This is a genomic window from Streptomyces griseoruber (assembly GCF_001514205.1).
Lineage (GTDB): Bacteria > Actinomycetota > Actinomycetes > Streptomycetales > Streptomycetaceae > Streptomyces > Streptomyces griseoruber.
Window position 1 is genome coordinate 649,995 of record NZ_KQ948765.1, and the last position, 15,401, is coordinate 665,395.

Sequence of the window (15,401 nt, forward strand, 5' to 3'; positions counted from 1 at the left end):
CCCGGGGCCGCCGTTGCACCATGGCTGCATGCTGCTGACCCGGCTCGCCGATGTGTCCCGGGAGGTCGCGGCCACCTCGGCGCGCTCCCGCAAGATCGCTCTGCTCGCCGGACTGTTCCGGGAGGCGGCGGCGGACGACGTCCCGATCGTCATCCCCTATCTGGCCGGACGGCTTCCGCAGGGCCGGCTCGGCGTCGGCTGGAAGGTGCTGAGCCACCCGGTCGACCCGGCCGGTGCCCCGGCGCTCACGGTGCGCGAGGTCGACGCGCTGCTGACGAGGCTGGGCAAGGTGTCCGGGCCCGGCTCCCAGGCCGAACGGCTGCGGCTGGTGGGCGAGTTGATGGGTGCGGCCACGGCGGACGAGCAGCGGTTCCTGCTCGGGCTGATCACCGGCGAGGTCCGCCAGGGCGCCCTGGACGCGGTGGCGGTGGAGGGCCTGGCGCAGGCGACCGGGGCACCCCCGGCACACGTACGGCGGGCCGTGATGCTCGCGGGGTCCCTCCAGACGGTCGCCGCGTCCCTCCTCAGGGACGGCCCCAGGGCACTGGAGGCGTTCCGGCTGACCGTGGGCCGCCCGGTCCTGCCGATGCTGGCGCACTCCGCGTCCTCCGTCGCCGAGGCGGTCGGCAAGCTGGGCTGCTGCGCGGTGGAGGAGAAGCTGGACGGCATCCGGGTCCAGGTGCACCGGGACTGCGAGGACATCCGCCTGTACACCCGCACGCTCGACGACATCACCGACCGGCTGCCCGAAGTGACGGCGGCGGCGAGGGAGTTGACGGGCGGGCGGTTCGTCCTGGACGGCGAGGTCATCGCCTTCGACGAGGACGGCCGGCCCCGCTCCTTCCAGGAGACGGCCGGACGGGTCGGTTCCCGGGTGGACGTGGCGGCGGCCGCCGAAGCCGTCCCCGTCTCCCCGGTCTTCTTCGACGCGCTGTCCGTGGCGGACCGGGACCTGCTGGACCTGCCCTTCGCCGAACGGCACGCGGAGCTGGCCCGGCTGGTGCCGGAGCCGATGCGGGTGCGGCGGACGGTGGTGGCCGGCCCGCGGGACCTCCCGGCCGCCGAGGAGTTCCTGGCGCGGTCCCTCGGACGCGGTCATGAGGGCGTGGTCGTGAAGTCCCTCGACGCCCCCTACAGCGCGGGCCGGCGCGGGGCGTCCTGGCTGAAGGTCAAGCCCGTGCACACCCTCGACCTGGTGGTGCTGGCCGCCGAGTGGGGCCACGGCCGCCGCACCGGCAAGCTCTCCAACCTCCACCTCGGCGCCGTGACCGCCGACGGCGGCTTCGCCATGCTCGGCAAGACCTTCAAGGGCATGACCGACGCGATGCTCGGCTGGCAGACGGAACGCCTCCGGCGGCTCGCCGTGGGGGACGACGGCCGGGTGGTGACCGTACGCCCCGAACTCGTCGTCGAGATCGCCTACGACGGCCTCCAGCGCTCCACCCGCTACCCGGCCGGAGTCACCCTGCGCTTCGCCCGCGTGGTCCGCTACCGCGAGGACAAACGGCCCGCGGAGGCCGATACCGTGGAGACCCTGCTCGCCGCCCACCCGGAGGTGCACCCGTGACCCAGAAGCGCAGCGCGGGCCTGCTGCTGTTCCGGCACACCGCGGACGGCACCGAGGTGTTGCTCGGCCACATGGGCGGCCCCTACTTCGCGAAGAAGGACGCCGGGGCCTGGTCCGTCCCCAAGGGCGAGTACGAGCCCGACGAGCCCGCCTGGGACGCGGCCCGCCGCGAGTTCCGCGAGGAGCTGGGGCTGGAACCGCCCGACGGCGAGGCGATCGGGCTCGGGGAGGTCCGGCAGACCAACGGCAAGATCGTCACCGTATGGGCGATCGAGGCGGACCTGGACCCGGCGGCCGTCGAGCCGGGCACCTTCACCATGGAGTGGCCGCCGCGCTCCGGGCGGATCCAGGAGTTCCCGGAGCTGGACCGGGTGGCCTGGTACACCCTGGCGCGCGCCCGCGCACTGATCGTCCCGGCCCAGGCCGCGTTTCTCGACCGCCTGCCGGAGCACTCGCCCTGACGTGCACGCGTTGCGCGGTCCGGTGCGGCGCGGGAAGGTCGAAGCAGGCAGCTCTCCAGGAGGTCGGCCATGCCCATCGCGACGGTGAACCCGGCGGACGGCGAGACGCTCAAGACGTACGAGCCCATGGGCGAGGAGGAGCTGGAACGCCGGCTCCAGCTCGCGGAGGCCACCTTCCGTACGTACCGGCTGAGCAGCTTCACCGACCGCTCACGCCTGCTGCTCCAGGCGGCGAACCTGCTGGAGGAGGACCAGCGGGACATCGCGCGGGTGATGACCACCGAGATGGGCAAGCCGATCAGGCAGGCACGCGCCGAGGCCGCGAAGTGCGCCAGGGCGATGCGCTGGTACGCCGAGCGCGCGGAGGAGCTGCTGGCCGACGAGCGGCCGGCCGACGCCGACGTGGCGGACTCCGGGGGCACACGGGCCCTGGTCCGCTACCGCCCGCTGGGCCCGGTGCTCGCCGTGATGCCGTGGAACTTCCCCCTCTGGCAGGTCATCCGGTTCGCCGCGCCCGCGCTGATGGCGGGCAACGTGGGCCTGCTCAAGCACGCCTCCAACGTCCCGCAGACCGCCCTGTACCTGGAGGACCTCTTCCACCGCGCGGGCTTCACCGAGGGCTGCTTCCAGACCCTGCTGGTCGGGTCGGGCGCGGTGGACGAGATCCTGCGCGACGAGCGGGTGAAGGCCGCGACCCTGACGGGCAGCGAACCGGCCGGCCGGGCCGTCGCCTCCACCTCCGGGGAGATGGTCAAGAAGACGGTCCTGGAGCTGGGCGGCAGCGACCCGTTCGTCGTCATGCCCTCCGCCGACCTCGACCGGGCCGCGCGGGTCGCGGTGACGGCCCGGGTGCAGAACAACGGCCAGTCCTGCATCGCCGCCAAGCGGTTCATCGTCCACTCGGACGTGTACGACGTCTTCGCGGAGCGCTTCACCGAAGGGATGAAGGCGCTGAAGGTCGGCGACCCGCTGGAGGAGGACACCGACGTCGGCCCGCTGGCGAGCGAACAGGGCCGGGCCGACCTCGAGGAGCTGGTCGACGACGCGCGGCGCGGCGGCGCCGGGGTGCTGTGCGGCGGCGAACGCCCCGACGGGCCCGGCTGGTACTACCCGCCGACCGTCCTCACGGGCCTCACCCGCGAGATGCGCATCCACCGCGAGGAGGCGTTCGGCCCGGTCGCGACGCTGTACCGGGCGGCCGACCTGGACGAGGCGGTGCTCATCGCCAACGACTCGCCGTTCGGCCTGAGTTCGAACGTATGGACGCAGGACGAGGCCGAAGTGGACCGTTTCGCCCGGGACCTGGAGGCCGGCGGTGTGTTCGTGAACGGGATGACCGCGTCCCATCCGGCGTTCCCGTTCGGCGGGGTGAAGCGGTCCGGGTACGGACGTGAGCTGTCCGGGCACGGAATCCGCGAGTTCTGCAACATCACCACGGTTTGGCACGGTGCCTGAGCGCCGCGCGGTTACGATCCCGGATGTGAACCGCGAAGTGACCCTGCCCCTGATCGTCGACGACCGCGGGACCCTGCACGTGGCTGCCGCCGAGGTGAGCAAGCTGCTCCGCACCTTGGGCGGCAGGTGGCTGCACCTCGTCGAGGCGGGGGCGGAGGATCTCGACGAGGACACGGTGGCCGCGCTGACCATCGAGCTGGCCAAGCTGGCGGACAGGATCGACGTGGCGTGCATCGCGCACAGCAGCGGGACGCCGTAGGGGTTCGCCCCTGAAGGGGCGCGGGGAACCGCGCGACCAGCCCCCGCGCACCCGCGGACCGCGTCCTACCGAATGGACATCCCCGAGAGCGTCCTCGCGATCACCAACCGCTGGATCTCGCTCGTCCCCTCGAAGATCGTGTAGATCGCGGCATCGCGATGCATCCGCTCGACCGGATACTCCCGCGTGTACCCGTTCCCACCGAGAATCTGGATCGCCTGCGCGGTCACCTTCTTCGCCGTCTCACTCGCGAACAGCTTCGACATCGAGCCCTCCGCCGCCGTGAACGGCTTCCCGCTGATCGCCATCCAGGACGCGCGCCAGACGAGCAGGCGGGCCGCGTCGATCTGCGTGCGCATGTCCGCCAGCTGGAAGGCGACGCCCTGGTTGTCGATGATCGGCCGCCCGAACTGCTCCCGGGTCATGGCGTAGTCGAGGGCGACCTCGTACGCGGCGCGGGCGGTGCCCACGGCCATCGCACCGACCGCCGGGCGCGAGGCCTCGAACGTGGCCATCGCCGCGTTCTTCACGCGCTCGCCGCCCGTCTTCGCCCGCTCCCGGGCCCGTGCGAGCCGCTCGTCCAGCTTCTCCTTGCCGCCGAGCAGGCAGGAGCCCGGGACGCGCACGCCGTCGAGGACGACCTCGGCGGTGTGCGAGGCACGGATGCCGTGCTTCTTGAACTTCTGGCCCTGGGCGAGACCGGGCGTGCCCGCCGGGACGATGAAGGAGGCATGGCCCTTGGAGCCCAGCTCCGGGTCGACGACGGCCACCACGACATGCACGTTGGCGATGCCGCCGTTGGTCGCCCAGGTCTTGGTGCCGTTGATCACCCACTCGTCCTTGGCCTCGTCGTACACGGCACGCGTGCGCATCGAGGCGACGTCGGAGCCGGCGTCGGGCTCGGAGGAGCAGAACGCGGCGACCTTGACGTCGTTGGCGTCACCGTACATCTGGGGGATCCAGGTGCCGATCTGTTCCTCGGTTCCGTTCGCGAGGACTCCCACGGCGGCCAGACCCGTGCCTACGATCGACAGGGCGATGCCCGCGTCGCCCCAGAACAGCTCCTCCATGGCCATCGGGATACCGAGGCCGGTGGGGTCGAAGTACTGCTGCGCATAGAAGTCGAGGGAGTAGATGCCGACCTTCGCGGCCTCCTGGATGACCGGCCAGGGAGTCTCCTCACGCTCGTCCCATTCGGCAGCCGCGGGACGGATGACGTCTGCGGCGAAACCGTGCAGCCAGTCCCGGACCTCCTTCTGTTCGTCGTTGAGCTCCATGGTGAACTCGGCCATGTCCCCTCCAGCGGCGGGCGTGCGTGTTACTAGCGGTAACCCCGAGTCTGTTACTCGCGGGTAGGAAAAGTCAACTCCTGACGACGACCAGGGAGCCCTCAGGCCCGTTCGCTGTCAGGCTGCTGTCAGGTGTTAGTTTGCGCAGGCGTCACCGAAACATCACGGGTGGGGAGAGCACATGGACACCACGCAGCGGACCGAGCAGCAGCGGTCCGCGGACCGCCGACGGCGCGAGTTGCTGGAGGCCGCGGACCGGGTGGTGCTCCGGGACGGCCCCCAGGCGTCGATGAATGCGATCGCCGCCGAGGCCGGCATCACCAAGCCGATCCTCTACCGGCACTTCGGCGACAAGGGCGGACTGTACGCGGCCCTGGCCAAGCGGCACACGGACGCGCTGCTGGACTCCCTGCGGGCCGCGCTGGACGCCCCCGCGGAGCGGCGGGAGCGGGTGGAGGCGACCCTCGACACCTACCTCGCCGCCATCGAGGCACGGCCTCAGGTGTACCGGTTCCTGATGCATCCCTCCGAGGGCGGACAGGGCGTGGACCAGGGGTTCGACGTGGGCAAGCACAGCGCGCCGCTGCTCCGCAGGATGGGCGAGGAACTGGCTCAGGTGATCGAGGACCGGCTGGACCTCGGGCCCGAGAGCCAGCGGCTGGCCCGGGTGTGGGGACACGGGATCGTCGGGATGATGCATGCGGCCGGGGACTGGTGGCTCGGGGAACGGCCGTGTTCCCGGGCGGAGCTGGTGCGGAGTCTGGCCGATCTGTTGTGGGGCCGTCTCGCAGCCGCGGGGGACAAGATCGGGGGTCCGGGGTTCTGAGGGTCGCGCCCGGCAGAGCCGCGGAGTGACACGGCCCCGCGCCCCCGGGTGGGTCAGGCCTCCCTGTGCCAAGAGGCTCGCCCGACCTGGCGCAGCAGTCTTCGCCTGCGCCAGCCCTGCACGCGGTCCGCGTACACCATGCCCTCCACGTGGTCGCACTCGTGCTGCAAGCATCTGGCAAAGAATCCCGTGCCGTGGACCGTGATCGGCTCGCCGGTCACGGTGAAGCCCTCGACGACCGCGTGGTCGTGGCGTTCCGTTCCCGCTTCCAGGCCCGGGAGGGAGAGACAGCCCTCCGGGCCGCGCAGCACGATCCCGTCCGCCTCCACCAGCCTCGGGTTCACGACATGGCCCAGATGGCGGACGTCCTCGTCGTCGGGGCAGTCGTAGACGAAGACCCGCAGGGGTTCGCCGACCTGGTTGGCGGCGAGGCCGACGCCCTGGGCCGCGTACATCGTGGCGAACATGTCCTCGACCAGCCGGGCGAGTCCGGGGCCGAAGTCGGTGACCTCCCGGCAGGGCTGTGCCAGGACGGGATCGCCGAGGAGGATGAGGGGCCGGACGCGTCCGTGCGCGCCCTGGATGGAGCCGTGTCGCATGGCGGCAAGGGTACGGTCCCTTCTGACACGCGCATGCCGTACGGGCGTGAGGTGGTGCCGCGATTCGGGCCTGCGAATGGATCTCGATAGGCTGACCCCCTACCACGTTGCCGTACGGCAGAGGCGCGGCGCGTACGCAAGGAGGATCGAGAACTGATGGCAGGCAACTCGGACCCGCTCACGCCGCGGGCCAAGATCGCCGTGACCGCGGGCAAGGCGGTCGCTGCGGCATCGCGCGCGGCCGGACGCGGCAGCGGATCGGTGATCGGTGGCCGGGTGGCACTCAAACTCGACCCCGATCTCCTCGCCCGGCTCGCCCAGAACCTGGACGTCATCCTGGTGTCGGCGACCAACGGCAAGACCACCACGACCCGGCTGATCGCCGAGGCCCTGCGGGCCGCGGGGCCGGTCGTGTCCAACGCGCTCGGCGCCAACATGCCGGCCGGCATCACCTCGGCGCTCGCGGGCGGCTCGGACTCCAAGTACGGCGTCATCGAGGTCGACGAGAAGTACCTCGCCGGCGTCGCCCGGGACACCGCCCCGAAGTGCATCGCCCTGCTGAACCTCTCCCGCGACCAGCTGGACCGCGCCGCCGAGACCCGGATGCTCGCGGAGAACTGGCGCGAGGGACTCGCCGGTTCCAAGGCCGTCATCGTCGCCAACGCCGACGACCCGCTGGTGGTGTGGGCCGCGTCCTCCTCCCCCAACGTGGTGTGGGTCGCCGCCGGGCAGATGTGGAAGGACGACGCCTGGTCGTGCCCGTCCTGCGGCGGTGTCATGCAGCGCCCCGGCGACGACTGGTTCTGCGGCGAGTGCGGGTTCCGCCGGCCGCAGCCGAGCTGGGCACTGTCCGGGGACCACGTGCTCGACCCGCACGGGTCCGCCTGGCCCATCCACCTCCAGCTGCCGGGGCGGGCCAACAAGGCCAACGCCGCCTCCTCCGCCGCCGTCGCCGCCGTGTTCGGCGTGCCGCCGCAGGTCGCGCTGGAGCGCATGTACCAGGTGCAGGCCGTCGCCGGACGCTACGACGTCGTCCAGTTCCAGGGCCGTGACCTCAGGCTGCTGCTCGCCAAGAACCCGGCGGGCTGGCTCGAGACGTTCAGCCTGATCGATCCTGCACCGGCCCCGGTGATCCTCTCGGTGAACGCGCGCGGCGCCGACGGCACCGACACCTCCTGGCTGTGGGACGTCGACTACACGCGGCTGACCGGCCACCCGATCTTCGTCATCGGTGACCGCAAGCTGGACCTCGCGGTGCGCCTCGAGGTGGCGAACCAGCACTTCCAGGTGTGCGACAGCGTCGACCAGGCCGTGCAGCAGTGCCCGCCGGGCCGGATCGAGGTCATCGCGAACTACACCGCGTTCCAGGACCTGCGCCGCCGCGTCGGCAACTGACCACGAAGGACGACCAGTTCATGAGCGACAACCAACTGCGGATCGTCTGGGTCTACCCGGACCTGCTGAGCACCTACGGCGACCAGGGCAACGTCCTGGTCGTGGAGCGCCGGGCCCGCCAGCGGGGCCTCGACGTGGCCCGCCTCGACGTGCGCAGCGACCAGCCGATCCCCACCTCCGGCGACATCTACCTCATCGGCGGCGGCGAGGACCGGCCCCAGCGGCTCGCGGCGGAGCGGCTGCTGCGCGACGGGCATCTGTTCCAGGCGGTGAACAACGGCGCGATCGTCTTCGCGGTCTGCGCCGGCTACCAGATCCTCGGCCACGAGTTCGTCAACGACGTCGGCCAGCGCCAGCCGGGCCTCGGCCTCCTCGACGTCACCACGGTGCGCGGCGAGGGCGAGCGGTGCGTCGGTGACGTCCTCGCCGACATCGACCCCCGGCTCGGGCTGCCGGCCCTGACCGGCTTCGAGAACCACCAGGGCGTCACCCACCTCGGCCCGACCGCCCGCCCGTTCGCCCGCGTCCAGCTCGGCAAGGGCAACGGCACCGGCGACGGCACGGAGGGGGCGTACAACGACACCGTGTTCGGCACGTACATGCACGGGCCGGTGCTCGCCCGCAACCCGCTCATCGCGGACCTGCTGCTGAAGCTGGCCCTCGACGTGAACGCGCTGCCGCCGACCGACGACCGCTGGTACGAGGCACTCCGCAACGAGCGCATCTCGGCAGCGCAGCAGCCTGCGTGAGTTGTCCGTTCACCTGCTTTTCAGAGCACCGTCAGCAGCCCGTCTGACCGTGCGTCCGCACAGGTGAGCAGGCACGTCCAGCAGGCGGACGCATGCTTCGGCCCCGCCCCCTCCTGCCGCTAGGGTGGCGGGGATCGAGCCGGACGACGGGGTCCGGATCCGGCCCTCGTGGAGAAGGTTTTTCGGGCTATGCGCATTGGTGTCCTCACGTCCGGCGGCGACTGCCCCGGCCTGAACGCCGTCATCCGGTCCGTCGTGCACCGTGCCGTCGCCGACCACGGCGACGAGGTCATCGGCTTCCGGGACGGCTGGAAGGGCCTCCTGGAGTGCGACTACCTCAAGCTCGACCTCGACGCGGTGGCCGGGATCCTGGCCCGCGGCGGCACCATCCTCGGTTCCTCCCGGGTCCAGCCCTCGCATCTGCGGGACGGCGTGGAGCGGGCCCGGGGCCATGTCGAGGAGCTCGGGCTCGACGCGATCATCCCCATCGGCGGTGAGGGCACCCTCAAGGCGGCCCGGCTGATGTCCGACGCCGGACTGCCGATCGTCGGCGTGCCGAAGACCATCGACAACGACATCGCCGTCACCGACGTCACCTTCGGCTTCGACACGGCCGTCGGGGTGGCGACCGAGGCGCTCGACCGGCTGAAGACCACCGCCGAGTCCCACCAGCGGGTGCTGGTCGTCGAGGTCATGGGGCGCCACACCGGCTGGATAGCGCTTCAGTCCGGCATGGCGGCGGGCGCCCACGCCATCGTCGTACCGGAGCGGCCGTTCGACATCGAGGAGCTGGCCCGGCGGGTCGGCGAGCGGTTCGAGGCGGGCAAGCGGTTCGCGATCGTCGTCGCCGCGGAGGGCGCGAAGCCTCGCGCCGGGACCATGGACTTCGACGAGGGCGCCAAGGACATCTACGGGCACGAGCGGTTCGCCGGGATCGCCCGTCAGCTGTCCATCGAGCTGGAGGACCGGCTCGGCAAGGAGGCCCGTCCGGTGATCCTCGGGCATGTGCAGCGGGGCGGTACGCCCACCGCGTACGACCGTGTTCTCGCCACCCGGTTCGGGTGGCATGCGGTGGAGGCGGCGCATCGGGCGGAGTTCGGGAAGATGACGGCCCTGCGGGGGACGGACATCGTGATGGTGCCGCTGGCCGAGGCCGTGGAGACGCTCAAGACCGTGCCGGCCGAGCGGTACGCCGAGGCGGAGACGGTGCTTTAGCCGTCCTCCCCGCACCCCTCCAGGTAGGACCAGCTGCCCCCGGTCGCAAGAGCGACCGGGGGCGGTTCTACTCTGGTGCGCGGCAGGAAACGTACAACCCCCCACGAATCAGGAGCCGCCCACCATGGATCACAGCGGGCACGGCACGCATATGGATCTACTGCCGTTCACGCTGGGGCGGGGGCTTCAGTGGTCGGCGGATCCGTTCTTCCTGGTCGCCTGTCTCGCCGGGCTGGGGCTGTACGCATGGGGTGTGGTGCGGCTGCGGCGGCGGGGGGACGCGTGGCCGGTCGGGCGGACGGTGTCGTTCGCCGTCGGCGTGCTGACCGTGATGCTGATGATGTGCACCGCGCTGAACGACTACGGGATGGTCATGTTCAGCGTGCACATGGTGCAGCACATGGTGATCAGCATGCTGTCGCCCATCCTGGTGCTGCTCGGCGCGCCCGTCACGCTCGCGCTGCGGGCCCTGCCGACCGCCGGATCGGGGCGCAAGGGGCCGCGTGAGCTGCTGCTGACGCTGCTGCACAGCCGGTACATGCGGATCATCACGCATCCGGCGTTCACCATCCCGATGTTCATCGCCTCGCTGTACGCGCTGTACTTCACACCGCTGTTCGACTTCCTGATGGGCTCCAAGGCGGGGCACATCGCGATGATGGTGCACTTCTTCGCGGTCGGTGTGGTGTTCTTCTGGCCGATCATCGGGGTGGACCCGGGGCCGCGGCGGCCCGGGTATCTGATGCGGATGCTGGAGCTGTTCGCCGGGATGCCGTTCCACGCGTTCTTCGGGATCGCGCTGATGATGGCGTCCGAGCCGATGGTCGACACCTTCCGCAACCCGCCCGCCTCGCTCGGGATCGACGCGCTGTCCGACCAGAGCGTCGCGGGCGGCATCGCGTGGGCGTTCAGTGAGATTCCGTCCGTGCTGGTGCTGATCGCGCTGCTGTTCCAGTGGTACGGCTCCGAGCAGCGGCAGGCCAAGCGCCAGGACCGCGCCGCCGACCGGGACGGCGACAAGGAGCTGGAGGCGTACAACGCCTATCTCGCCTCGCTCAGCGCCCGGGAACGCTGAGGCGGGGGCCGCGGGCGGGGAATTCGGGGCGGTCTCGGGTGCGGCGGGGCACCATGGAGGTGGACGCGCCCGGTGGAGGGCGGCCCTAGGAGGGTGTCGCGATGGCAGGTTCCACGGACAGTTCCACGAAGACCATGGGGGTGCTCACCGTCGGCGCGCTGGTCGCGGTGACCGCCTACACGGTGGCGCTCGGCAGCAACGGCTGGCTGTGGTTCGGCTGGGTCGTGCTCGGGCTGATCACGCTGGCGATGATCGTGCTGAAGACCGGCTGATCAGCCCGGGCCCAGGCGGGCCGCCGAGTGGACGCCCGGCTGGTACTTCGGCAGCCGGGCGGTGATCTTCATGCCCGCCCCCACGGCCGTCTCGATGACGAGGCCGTAGTCGTCGCCGTACACCTGGCGGAGCCGGTCGTCGACGTTGGACAGGCCGATGCCGCCGGAGGGGCTGACCTCACCGGCCAGGATGCGGCGCAGCAGGACCGGGTCCATGCCGGCGCCGTCGTCCTCGATGACGACCAGGGCCTCGGCGCCGGCGTCCTGGGCGGTGATCTGGATGTGGCACTTCTCCGCCTTGCCCTCCAGGCCGTGCTTGACGGCGTTCTCCACCAGGGGCTGGAGGCAGAGGAAGGGCAGGGCGACCGGGAGGACCTCGGGGGCGATCTGGAGGGTGACGGCCAGGCGGTCGCCGAAGCGCGCGCGGACCAGGGCCAGGTAGTGGTCGATGGCGTGGAGCTCGTCGGCGAGGGTGGTGAAGTCGCCGTGCCGGCGGAACGAGTAGCGGGTGAAGTCGGCGAACTCCAGGAGCAGCTCGCGGGCGCGTTCGGGGTCGGTGCGGACGAAGGACGCGATCACGGCGAGCGAGTTGAAGACGAAGTGCGGGGAGATCTGGGCGCGCAGGGCCTTGATCTCCGCCTCGATCAGTTTCGTACGGGACTGGTCGAGATCGGCGAGTTCCAGCTGGACGCTGACCCAGCGGGCCACCTCTCCCGCCGCGCGGACCAGGACGGCCGACTCGCGGGGCGCGCAGGCGACGAGGGCGCCGTGCACCCGGTCGTCGACGGTGAGGGGGGCGACCACGGCCCAGCGGACCGGGCAGTCGGCGTGGTCGCAGGTGAGGCGGAAGGCCTCGCCCCGGCCGCTGTCCAGGGGGGCGGCGAGGCGTTCCATGATCTCGGTGCGGTGGTGGGCGCCCACGCCGTCCCAGGCGAGGACCTGCTCGCGGTCGGTGAGGCAGAGGGCGTCCGTGCCGAGGAGGGTGCGCAGTCTGCGGGCGGACTTGCGGGCCGTCTCCTCGGTGAGGCCCGCCCGCAGCGGGGGTGCGGCGAGCGAGGCGGTGTGCAGGGTCTGGAAGGTGGCGTGCTCGACGGGGGTACCGAGGCCGCCCTGGCGGTCGGGGCGGGCGGTGCGGCGGCCGAGCCAGAGCCCGAGGGCCAGGAAGGGGAGGATCGCGATGCACACGCCCGCCAGGAAACCGCTCATGCCTTGGCCTCCGGCGCCCTGTGCTCCTCCGATGCCCTGCGTTCCTCCGGCGCCCTGTGCTCCTCCGATGCCCCGCGTTCCTCCGGCGCCCTGTGCTCCTCCGATGCCTTGCGTTCCTCCGTGCGCAGTTCCTCCGTGCGCAGTTCCTCCGGCAGGTGGAAGCGGGCCAGGATCGCCGCCGTGCCGGCCGGGACGCGGCCCGGGGTGGCCAGGGAGACCAGGATCATGGTGAGGAAGCCCAGCGGCACCGACCACAGCGCAGGCCAGGCGAGGAGCGCGTGCAGACCGCCGGTGGCCGGCAGGCCCGCCATGGTCACGGCGACCGCGAGGAACGCCGATCCGCCACCGACCACCATCCCGGCGACCGCCCCCGGCGGGGTCAGCCGGCGCCACCAGATGCCGAGGACGAGCAGGGGGCAGAAGGAGGACGCCGACACCGCGAAGGCGAGGCCCACCGCGTCGGCCACCGGCAGCCCGCCCACCAGCAGGCTCGCGGCGAGGGGTACGGCCATGGCGAGCACGGTGCCCAGCCGGAAGTGCCGTACGCCCCGGGTCGGCAGCACGTCCTGGGTGAGGACGCCCGCGACGGCCATGGTCAGCCCGGACGCCGTGGACAGGAACGCGGCGAAGGCGCCCCCGGCGACCAGCGCGCCCAGCAGGTCGCCGCCGACGCCGCCGATCATCCGGTCCGGCAGCAGCAGGACGGCCGCGTCGGCGTCGCCGGTGAGGGCGAGCTCCGGGGCGTACAGCCGGCCGAGGGCGCCGTAGAGGGGCGGGAGCAGGTAGAAGACGCCGATCAGGGCGAGGACGGCGACCGTGGTGCGGCGGGCGGCGACTCCGTGCGGGCTGGTGTAGAAGCGGACGACGACGTGCGGCAGGCCCATCGTGCCGAGGAAGGTGGCGAGGATCAGGCCGTACGTGGCGTACAGCGGGCGTTCCTGGCGGCCCGCGGCGAGGGAGGTGGACATGCCTCCGGTGCTGCCGCGCTCGGCGGTGGGGACGGGGCTGCCCTCGGCGAAGGTGAGGCGGGTGCCGCGTTCGATGCGGTGGGTGCCGGCGGGCAGGCGCAGGGCGGTGTCCGCGTGCCGGCGGCCGTCGACCGTGCCGTCGACCGTCACGGTCAGCGGGTGGTCGAGCTTGAGGTCGAGGGTGTCGTCGACGCGGACCGCGCGCTGTTCGCGGAACGCGGCCGGTTCGGCGAAGGCGTGCCGGGGGGTGCCGTCGCCCTGCCAGGCGAGCACCAGGAAGAGGGCGGGGACGAGCAGCGCGGTGAGCTTGAGCCAGTACTGGAAGGCCTGCACGAAGGTGATGCTGCGCATACCGCCCGCGGCGACGGTCGCGGCGACGACGACCGCGACGATCAGCCCGCCGAGGGAGTCCGGCGCACCGGTGAGGACCGTCAACGTCAGCCCTGCTCCTTGGAGTTGGGGCAGGAGGTACAGCCAGCCGACGCCGACGACGAGGGTGCCCGCGAGCCGGCGGACGGTGTGGGAGGCGAGCCGGGCCTCGGCGAAGTCGGGCAGCGTGTAGGCGCCGGATCGGCGCAGCGGGGCGGCGACGAAGAGCAGCAGGACGAGGTAGCCGGCGGTGTAGCCGACCGGGTACCAGAGCATGTCCGGTCCCTGGACCAGGACCAGCCCCGCGATGCCGAGGAAGGAGGCGGCGGAGAGGTATTCGCCGCTGATGGCGGCCGCGTTGAGGCGGGGGCCGACGGTGCGCGAGGCGACGTAGAAGTCGGAGGTGGTGCGGGAGATCCTGAGGCCGAAGGCGCCGACGAGGACGGTCGCGACCACCACCAGGGCGACGGCGGGCACGGCGTACGCCGAGTTCATGTGTCCGGCCCCTATCGGTCTTCGACCAGCCGGACGAAGTCCCGTTCGTTGCGTTCGGCGCGGCGGACGTACCAGCGGGCCAGCAGGACGAGCGGGAGGTAGAGGCAGAAGCCGAGGACCGCCCATTCCAGGCGGTGGGCGTCGGGCATCGCCGCGAACAGCAGCGGCAGCGGGCCGACGAGGAGGGCGAGGACGGCGAACACCACGAGGGCGGCGCGCAGTTGGGAGCGCATGAGGGAGCGGACGTAGGTGTGGCCGAGGGTGGTCTGCTCGTCGATCTCGGTGCGCGGGCGGTAGTAGCCGGAGGCATGGGGGTACCGCCCGCGCGAGCGAAGCCGGGCGTGGGGGTGGGTGAAGCCGGTGCGGCGGGGCGGGCCGGTGACGACGACGCGCCGCTCGACGGGGTCCTGCGGCATGCTCACGGCCTCCTCATCAGCAGGTCCCGCAGCTGGCGGGCGTGGCGGCGGCTGACCTGGAGTTCCTCGCCGCCGACCAGGACGCTGACCGTGCCGGCGTCCAGGCGGAGTTCCCCTATGTGGCGCAGGGCGACGAGGTGGCGGCGGTGGATGCGGACGAATCCGCGGGCGCGCCAGCGTTCCTCCAGGGTGGACAGGGGGATGCGGACGAGGTGGTTGCCGCGGTCGGTGTGCAGCCGGGCGTAGTCGCCGTGGGCCTCGGCATGGGTGATGTCGTCCACGGCGACGAACCGGGTCACGCCGCCGAGTTCGACGGGTATGTGGTCGGGGTCGGGCTCGTGCACGGGGATGCGGGGCGCGGGCGCGGTGCCGCGCAGTTCGGTGGCCCGGCGGACGGCCTCGGCGAGGCGTTCCTTGCGGACGGGCTTGAGGACGTAGTCGACGGCCTTGAGATCGAAGGCCTGGACGGCGAAGTCCTCGTGGGCGGTGACGAACACGACCAGCGGCGGGCGGGCGAAGCCGGTCAGGAGGCGGGCCAGGTCGAGGCCGTCGAGGCCGGGCATCTGGATGTCGAGGAAGACGACGTCGATGGCCTCGGGGCCGTGCGGGCCGGACTCCAGGGCGCGGTTGATGCGGCGCAGCGCCTCGGTCGCGTCGCCGGCGCCCTCCACGCTGCCGATGCGGGGATCGGCGTTCAGCAGGTACAGCAGTTCCTCGAGCGAGGGGCGTTCGTCGTCGACGGCGAGGGCGCGCAGCATGAAGGTGGAGTGTAGGGGCGATCGGCA

General features: G+C 71.9%; 16 protein-coding genes. 10 read left to right on the plus strand and 6 right to left on the minus strand.

Annotated features, from left to right (window positions below):
• Positions 1 to 28 precede the first annotated feature (28 nt).
• The 4 genes from AQJ64_RS11150 to AQJ64_RS11165 all read left to right on the plus strand — a co-directional run bounded on the left by AQJ64_RS11150 (position 29) and on the right by AQJ64_RS11165 (position 3,742).
• Entirely contained in the window at positions 29 to 1,567 is a 1,539-nt protein-coding gene (locus AQJ64_RS11150) for an ATP-dependent DNA ligase (RefSeq protein WP_055632970.1), read from the plus strand.
• Positions 1,564 to 2,028, plus strand: coding sequence for an NUDIX hydrolase (locus tag AQJ64_RS11155; RefSeq protein ID WP_055632969.1), 465 nt, complete (start codon positions 1,564 to 1,566; stop codon positions 2,026 to 2,028). The genes AQJ64_RS11150 and AQJ64_RS11155 overlap by 4 nt, the downstream gene beginning before the upstream one ends.
• A 69-nt stretch (positions 2,029 to 2,097) precedes the next feature.
• Positions 2,098 to 3,483 (plus strand): NADP-dependent succinic semialdehyde dehydrogenase, encoded by a 1,386-nt coding sequence (locus AQJ64_RS11160; RefSeq protein WP_055632968.1) that lies wholly within the window; start codon positions 2,098 to 2,100, stop codon positions 3,481 to 3,483.
• A 25-nt stretch (positions 3,484 to 3,508) separates the two neighbouring features.
• Positions 3,509 to 3,742, plus strand: coding sequence for a DUF6213 family protein (locus AQJ64_RS11165; RefSeq protein WP_055632967.1), 234 nt, complete (start codon positions 3,509 to 3,511; stop codon positions 3,740 to 3,742).
• A 65-nt stretch (positions 3,743 to 3,807) separates the two neighbouring features.
• Here AQJ64_RS11165 and AQJ64_RS11170 read toward each other — a convergent pair whose 3' ends face one another.
• Positions 3,808 to 5,034: an acyl-CoA dehydrogenase family protein gene (locus AQJ64_RS11170; protein ID WP_055632966.1), complete on the minus strand. Its 1,227-nt coding sequence runs from the start codon at positions 5,032 to 5,034 to the stop codon at positions 3,808 to 3,810.
• A 178-nt stretch (positions 5,035 to 5,212) separates the two neighbouring features.
• Here AQJ64_RS11170 and AQJ64_RS11175 point away from each other — a divergent pair, with 178 nt between their 5' ends.
• Positions 5,213 to 5,857: a TetR/AcrR family transcriptional regulator gene (locus tag AQJ64_RS11175; RefSeq protein WP_055632965.1), complete on the plus strand. Its 645-nt coding sequence runs from the start codon at positions 5,213 to 5,215 to the stop codon at positions 5,855 to 5,857.
• A gap of 53 nt (positions 5,858 to 5,910) precedes the next feature.
• Here the strand turns inward: AQJ64_RS11175 and def are convergent, their stop codons facing one another.
• The gene (gene def / locus AQJ64_RS11180) at positions 5,911 to 6,456 is read right to left on the minus strand and encodes a peptide deformylase (protein ID WP_055632964.1); all 546 of its coding nucleotides are present in this window, start codon (positions 6,454 to 6,456) and stop codon (positions 5,911 to 5,913) included.
• A gap of 156 nt (positions 6,457 to 6,612) precedes the next feature.
• Between def and AQJ64_RS11185 the strand changes: the two genes are divergently transcribed.
• The 5 genes from AQJ64_RS11185 (at position 6,613) to AQJ64_RS47910 (ending at position 11,162) form a co-directional block, all read left to right on the plus strand.
• Positions 6,613 to 7,851, plus strand: coding sequence for a MurT ligase domain-containing protein (locus AQJ64_RS11185; protein WP_055632963.1), 1,239 nt, complete (start codon positions 6,613 to 6,615; stop codon positions 7,849 to 7,851).
• 20 nt (positions 7,852 to 7,871) lie between these two features.
• Positions 7,872 to 8,600, plus strand: coding sequence for a type 1 glutamine amidotransferase (locus AQJ64_RS11190; protein ID WP_055632962.1), 729 nt, complete (start codon positions 7,872 to 7,874; stop codon positions 8,598 to 8,600).
• Positions 8,601 to 8,789: 189 nt separating this feature from the next.
• Positions 8,790 to 9,815 (plus strand): 6-phosphofructokinase, encoded by a 1,026-nt coding sequence (locus AQJ64_RS11195; protein WP_055632961.1) that lies wholly within the window; start codon positions 8,790 to 8,792, stop codon positions 9,813 to 9,815.
• A 124-nt stretch (positions 9,816 to 9,939) separates the two neighbouring features.
• Positions 9,940 to 10,890 (plus strand): cytochrome c oxidase assembly protein, encoded by a 951-nt coding sequence (locus AQJ64_RS11200; RefSeq protein ID WP_059202591.1) that lies wholly within the window; start codon positions 9,940 to 9,942, stop codon positions 10,888 to 10,890.
• A 101-nt stretch (positions 10,891 to 10,991) separates the two neighbouring features.
• Positions 10,992 to 11,162 (plus strand): hypothetical protein, encoded by a 171-nt coding sequence (locus AQJ64_RS47910; protein ID WP_107103440.1) that lies wholly within the window; start codon positions 10,992 to 10,994, stop codon positions 11,160 to 11,162.
• Here the strand turns inward: AQJ64_RS47910 and AQJ64_RS11205 are convergent, their stop codons facing one another.
• From AQJ64_RS11205 to AQJ64_RS11220, 4 genes are read right to left on the minus strand one after another with little or no spacing between them, the layout of a single operon-like run.
• Positions 11,163 to 12,368: a sensor histidine kinase gene (locus tag AQJ64_RS11205; RefSeq protein WP_055638738.1), complete on the minus strand. Its 1,206-nt coding sequence runs from the start codon at positions 12,366 to 12,368 to the stop codon at positions 11,163 to 11,165.
• Positions 12,365 to 14,200, minus strand: coding sequence for a sodium/solute symporter (locus tag AQJ64_RS11210; protein WP_079061586.1), 1,836 nt, complete (start codon positions 14,198 to 14,200; stop codon positions 12,365 to 12,367). Before AQJ64_RS11210 ends, AQJ64_RS11205 begins: the two co-directional genes overlap by 4 nt.
• Positions 14,201 to 14,211: 11 nt before the next feature.
• The gene (locus AQJ64_RS11215) at positions 14,212 to 14,616 is read right to left on the minus strand and encodes a hypothetical protein (protein WP_059202592.1); all 405 of its coding nucleotides are present in this window, start codon (positions 14,614 to 14,616) and stop codon (positions 14,212 to 14,214) included.
• A gap of 2 nt (positions 14,617 to 14,618) precedes the next feature.
• Positions 14,619 to 15,374, minus strand: coding sequence for a LytR/AlgR family response regulator transcription factor (locus AQJ64_RS11220; protein ID WP_055637307.1), 756 nt, complete (start codon positions 15,372 to 15,374; stop codon positions 14,619 to 14,621).
• Positions 15,375 to 15,401 lie beyond the last annotated feature (27 nt).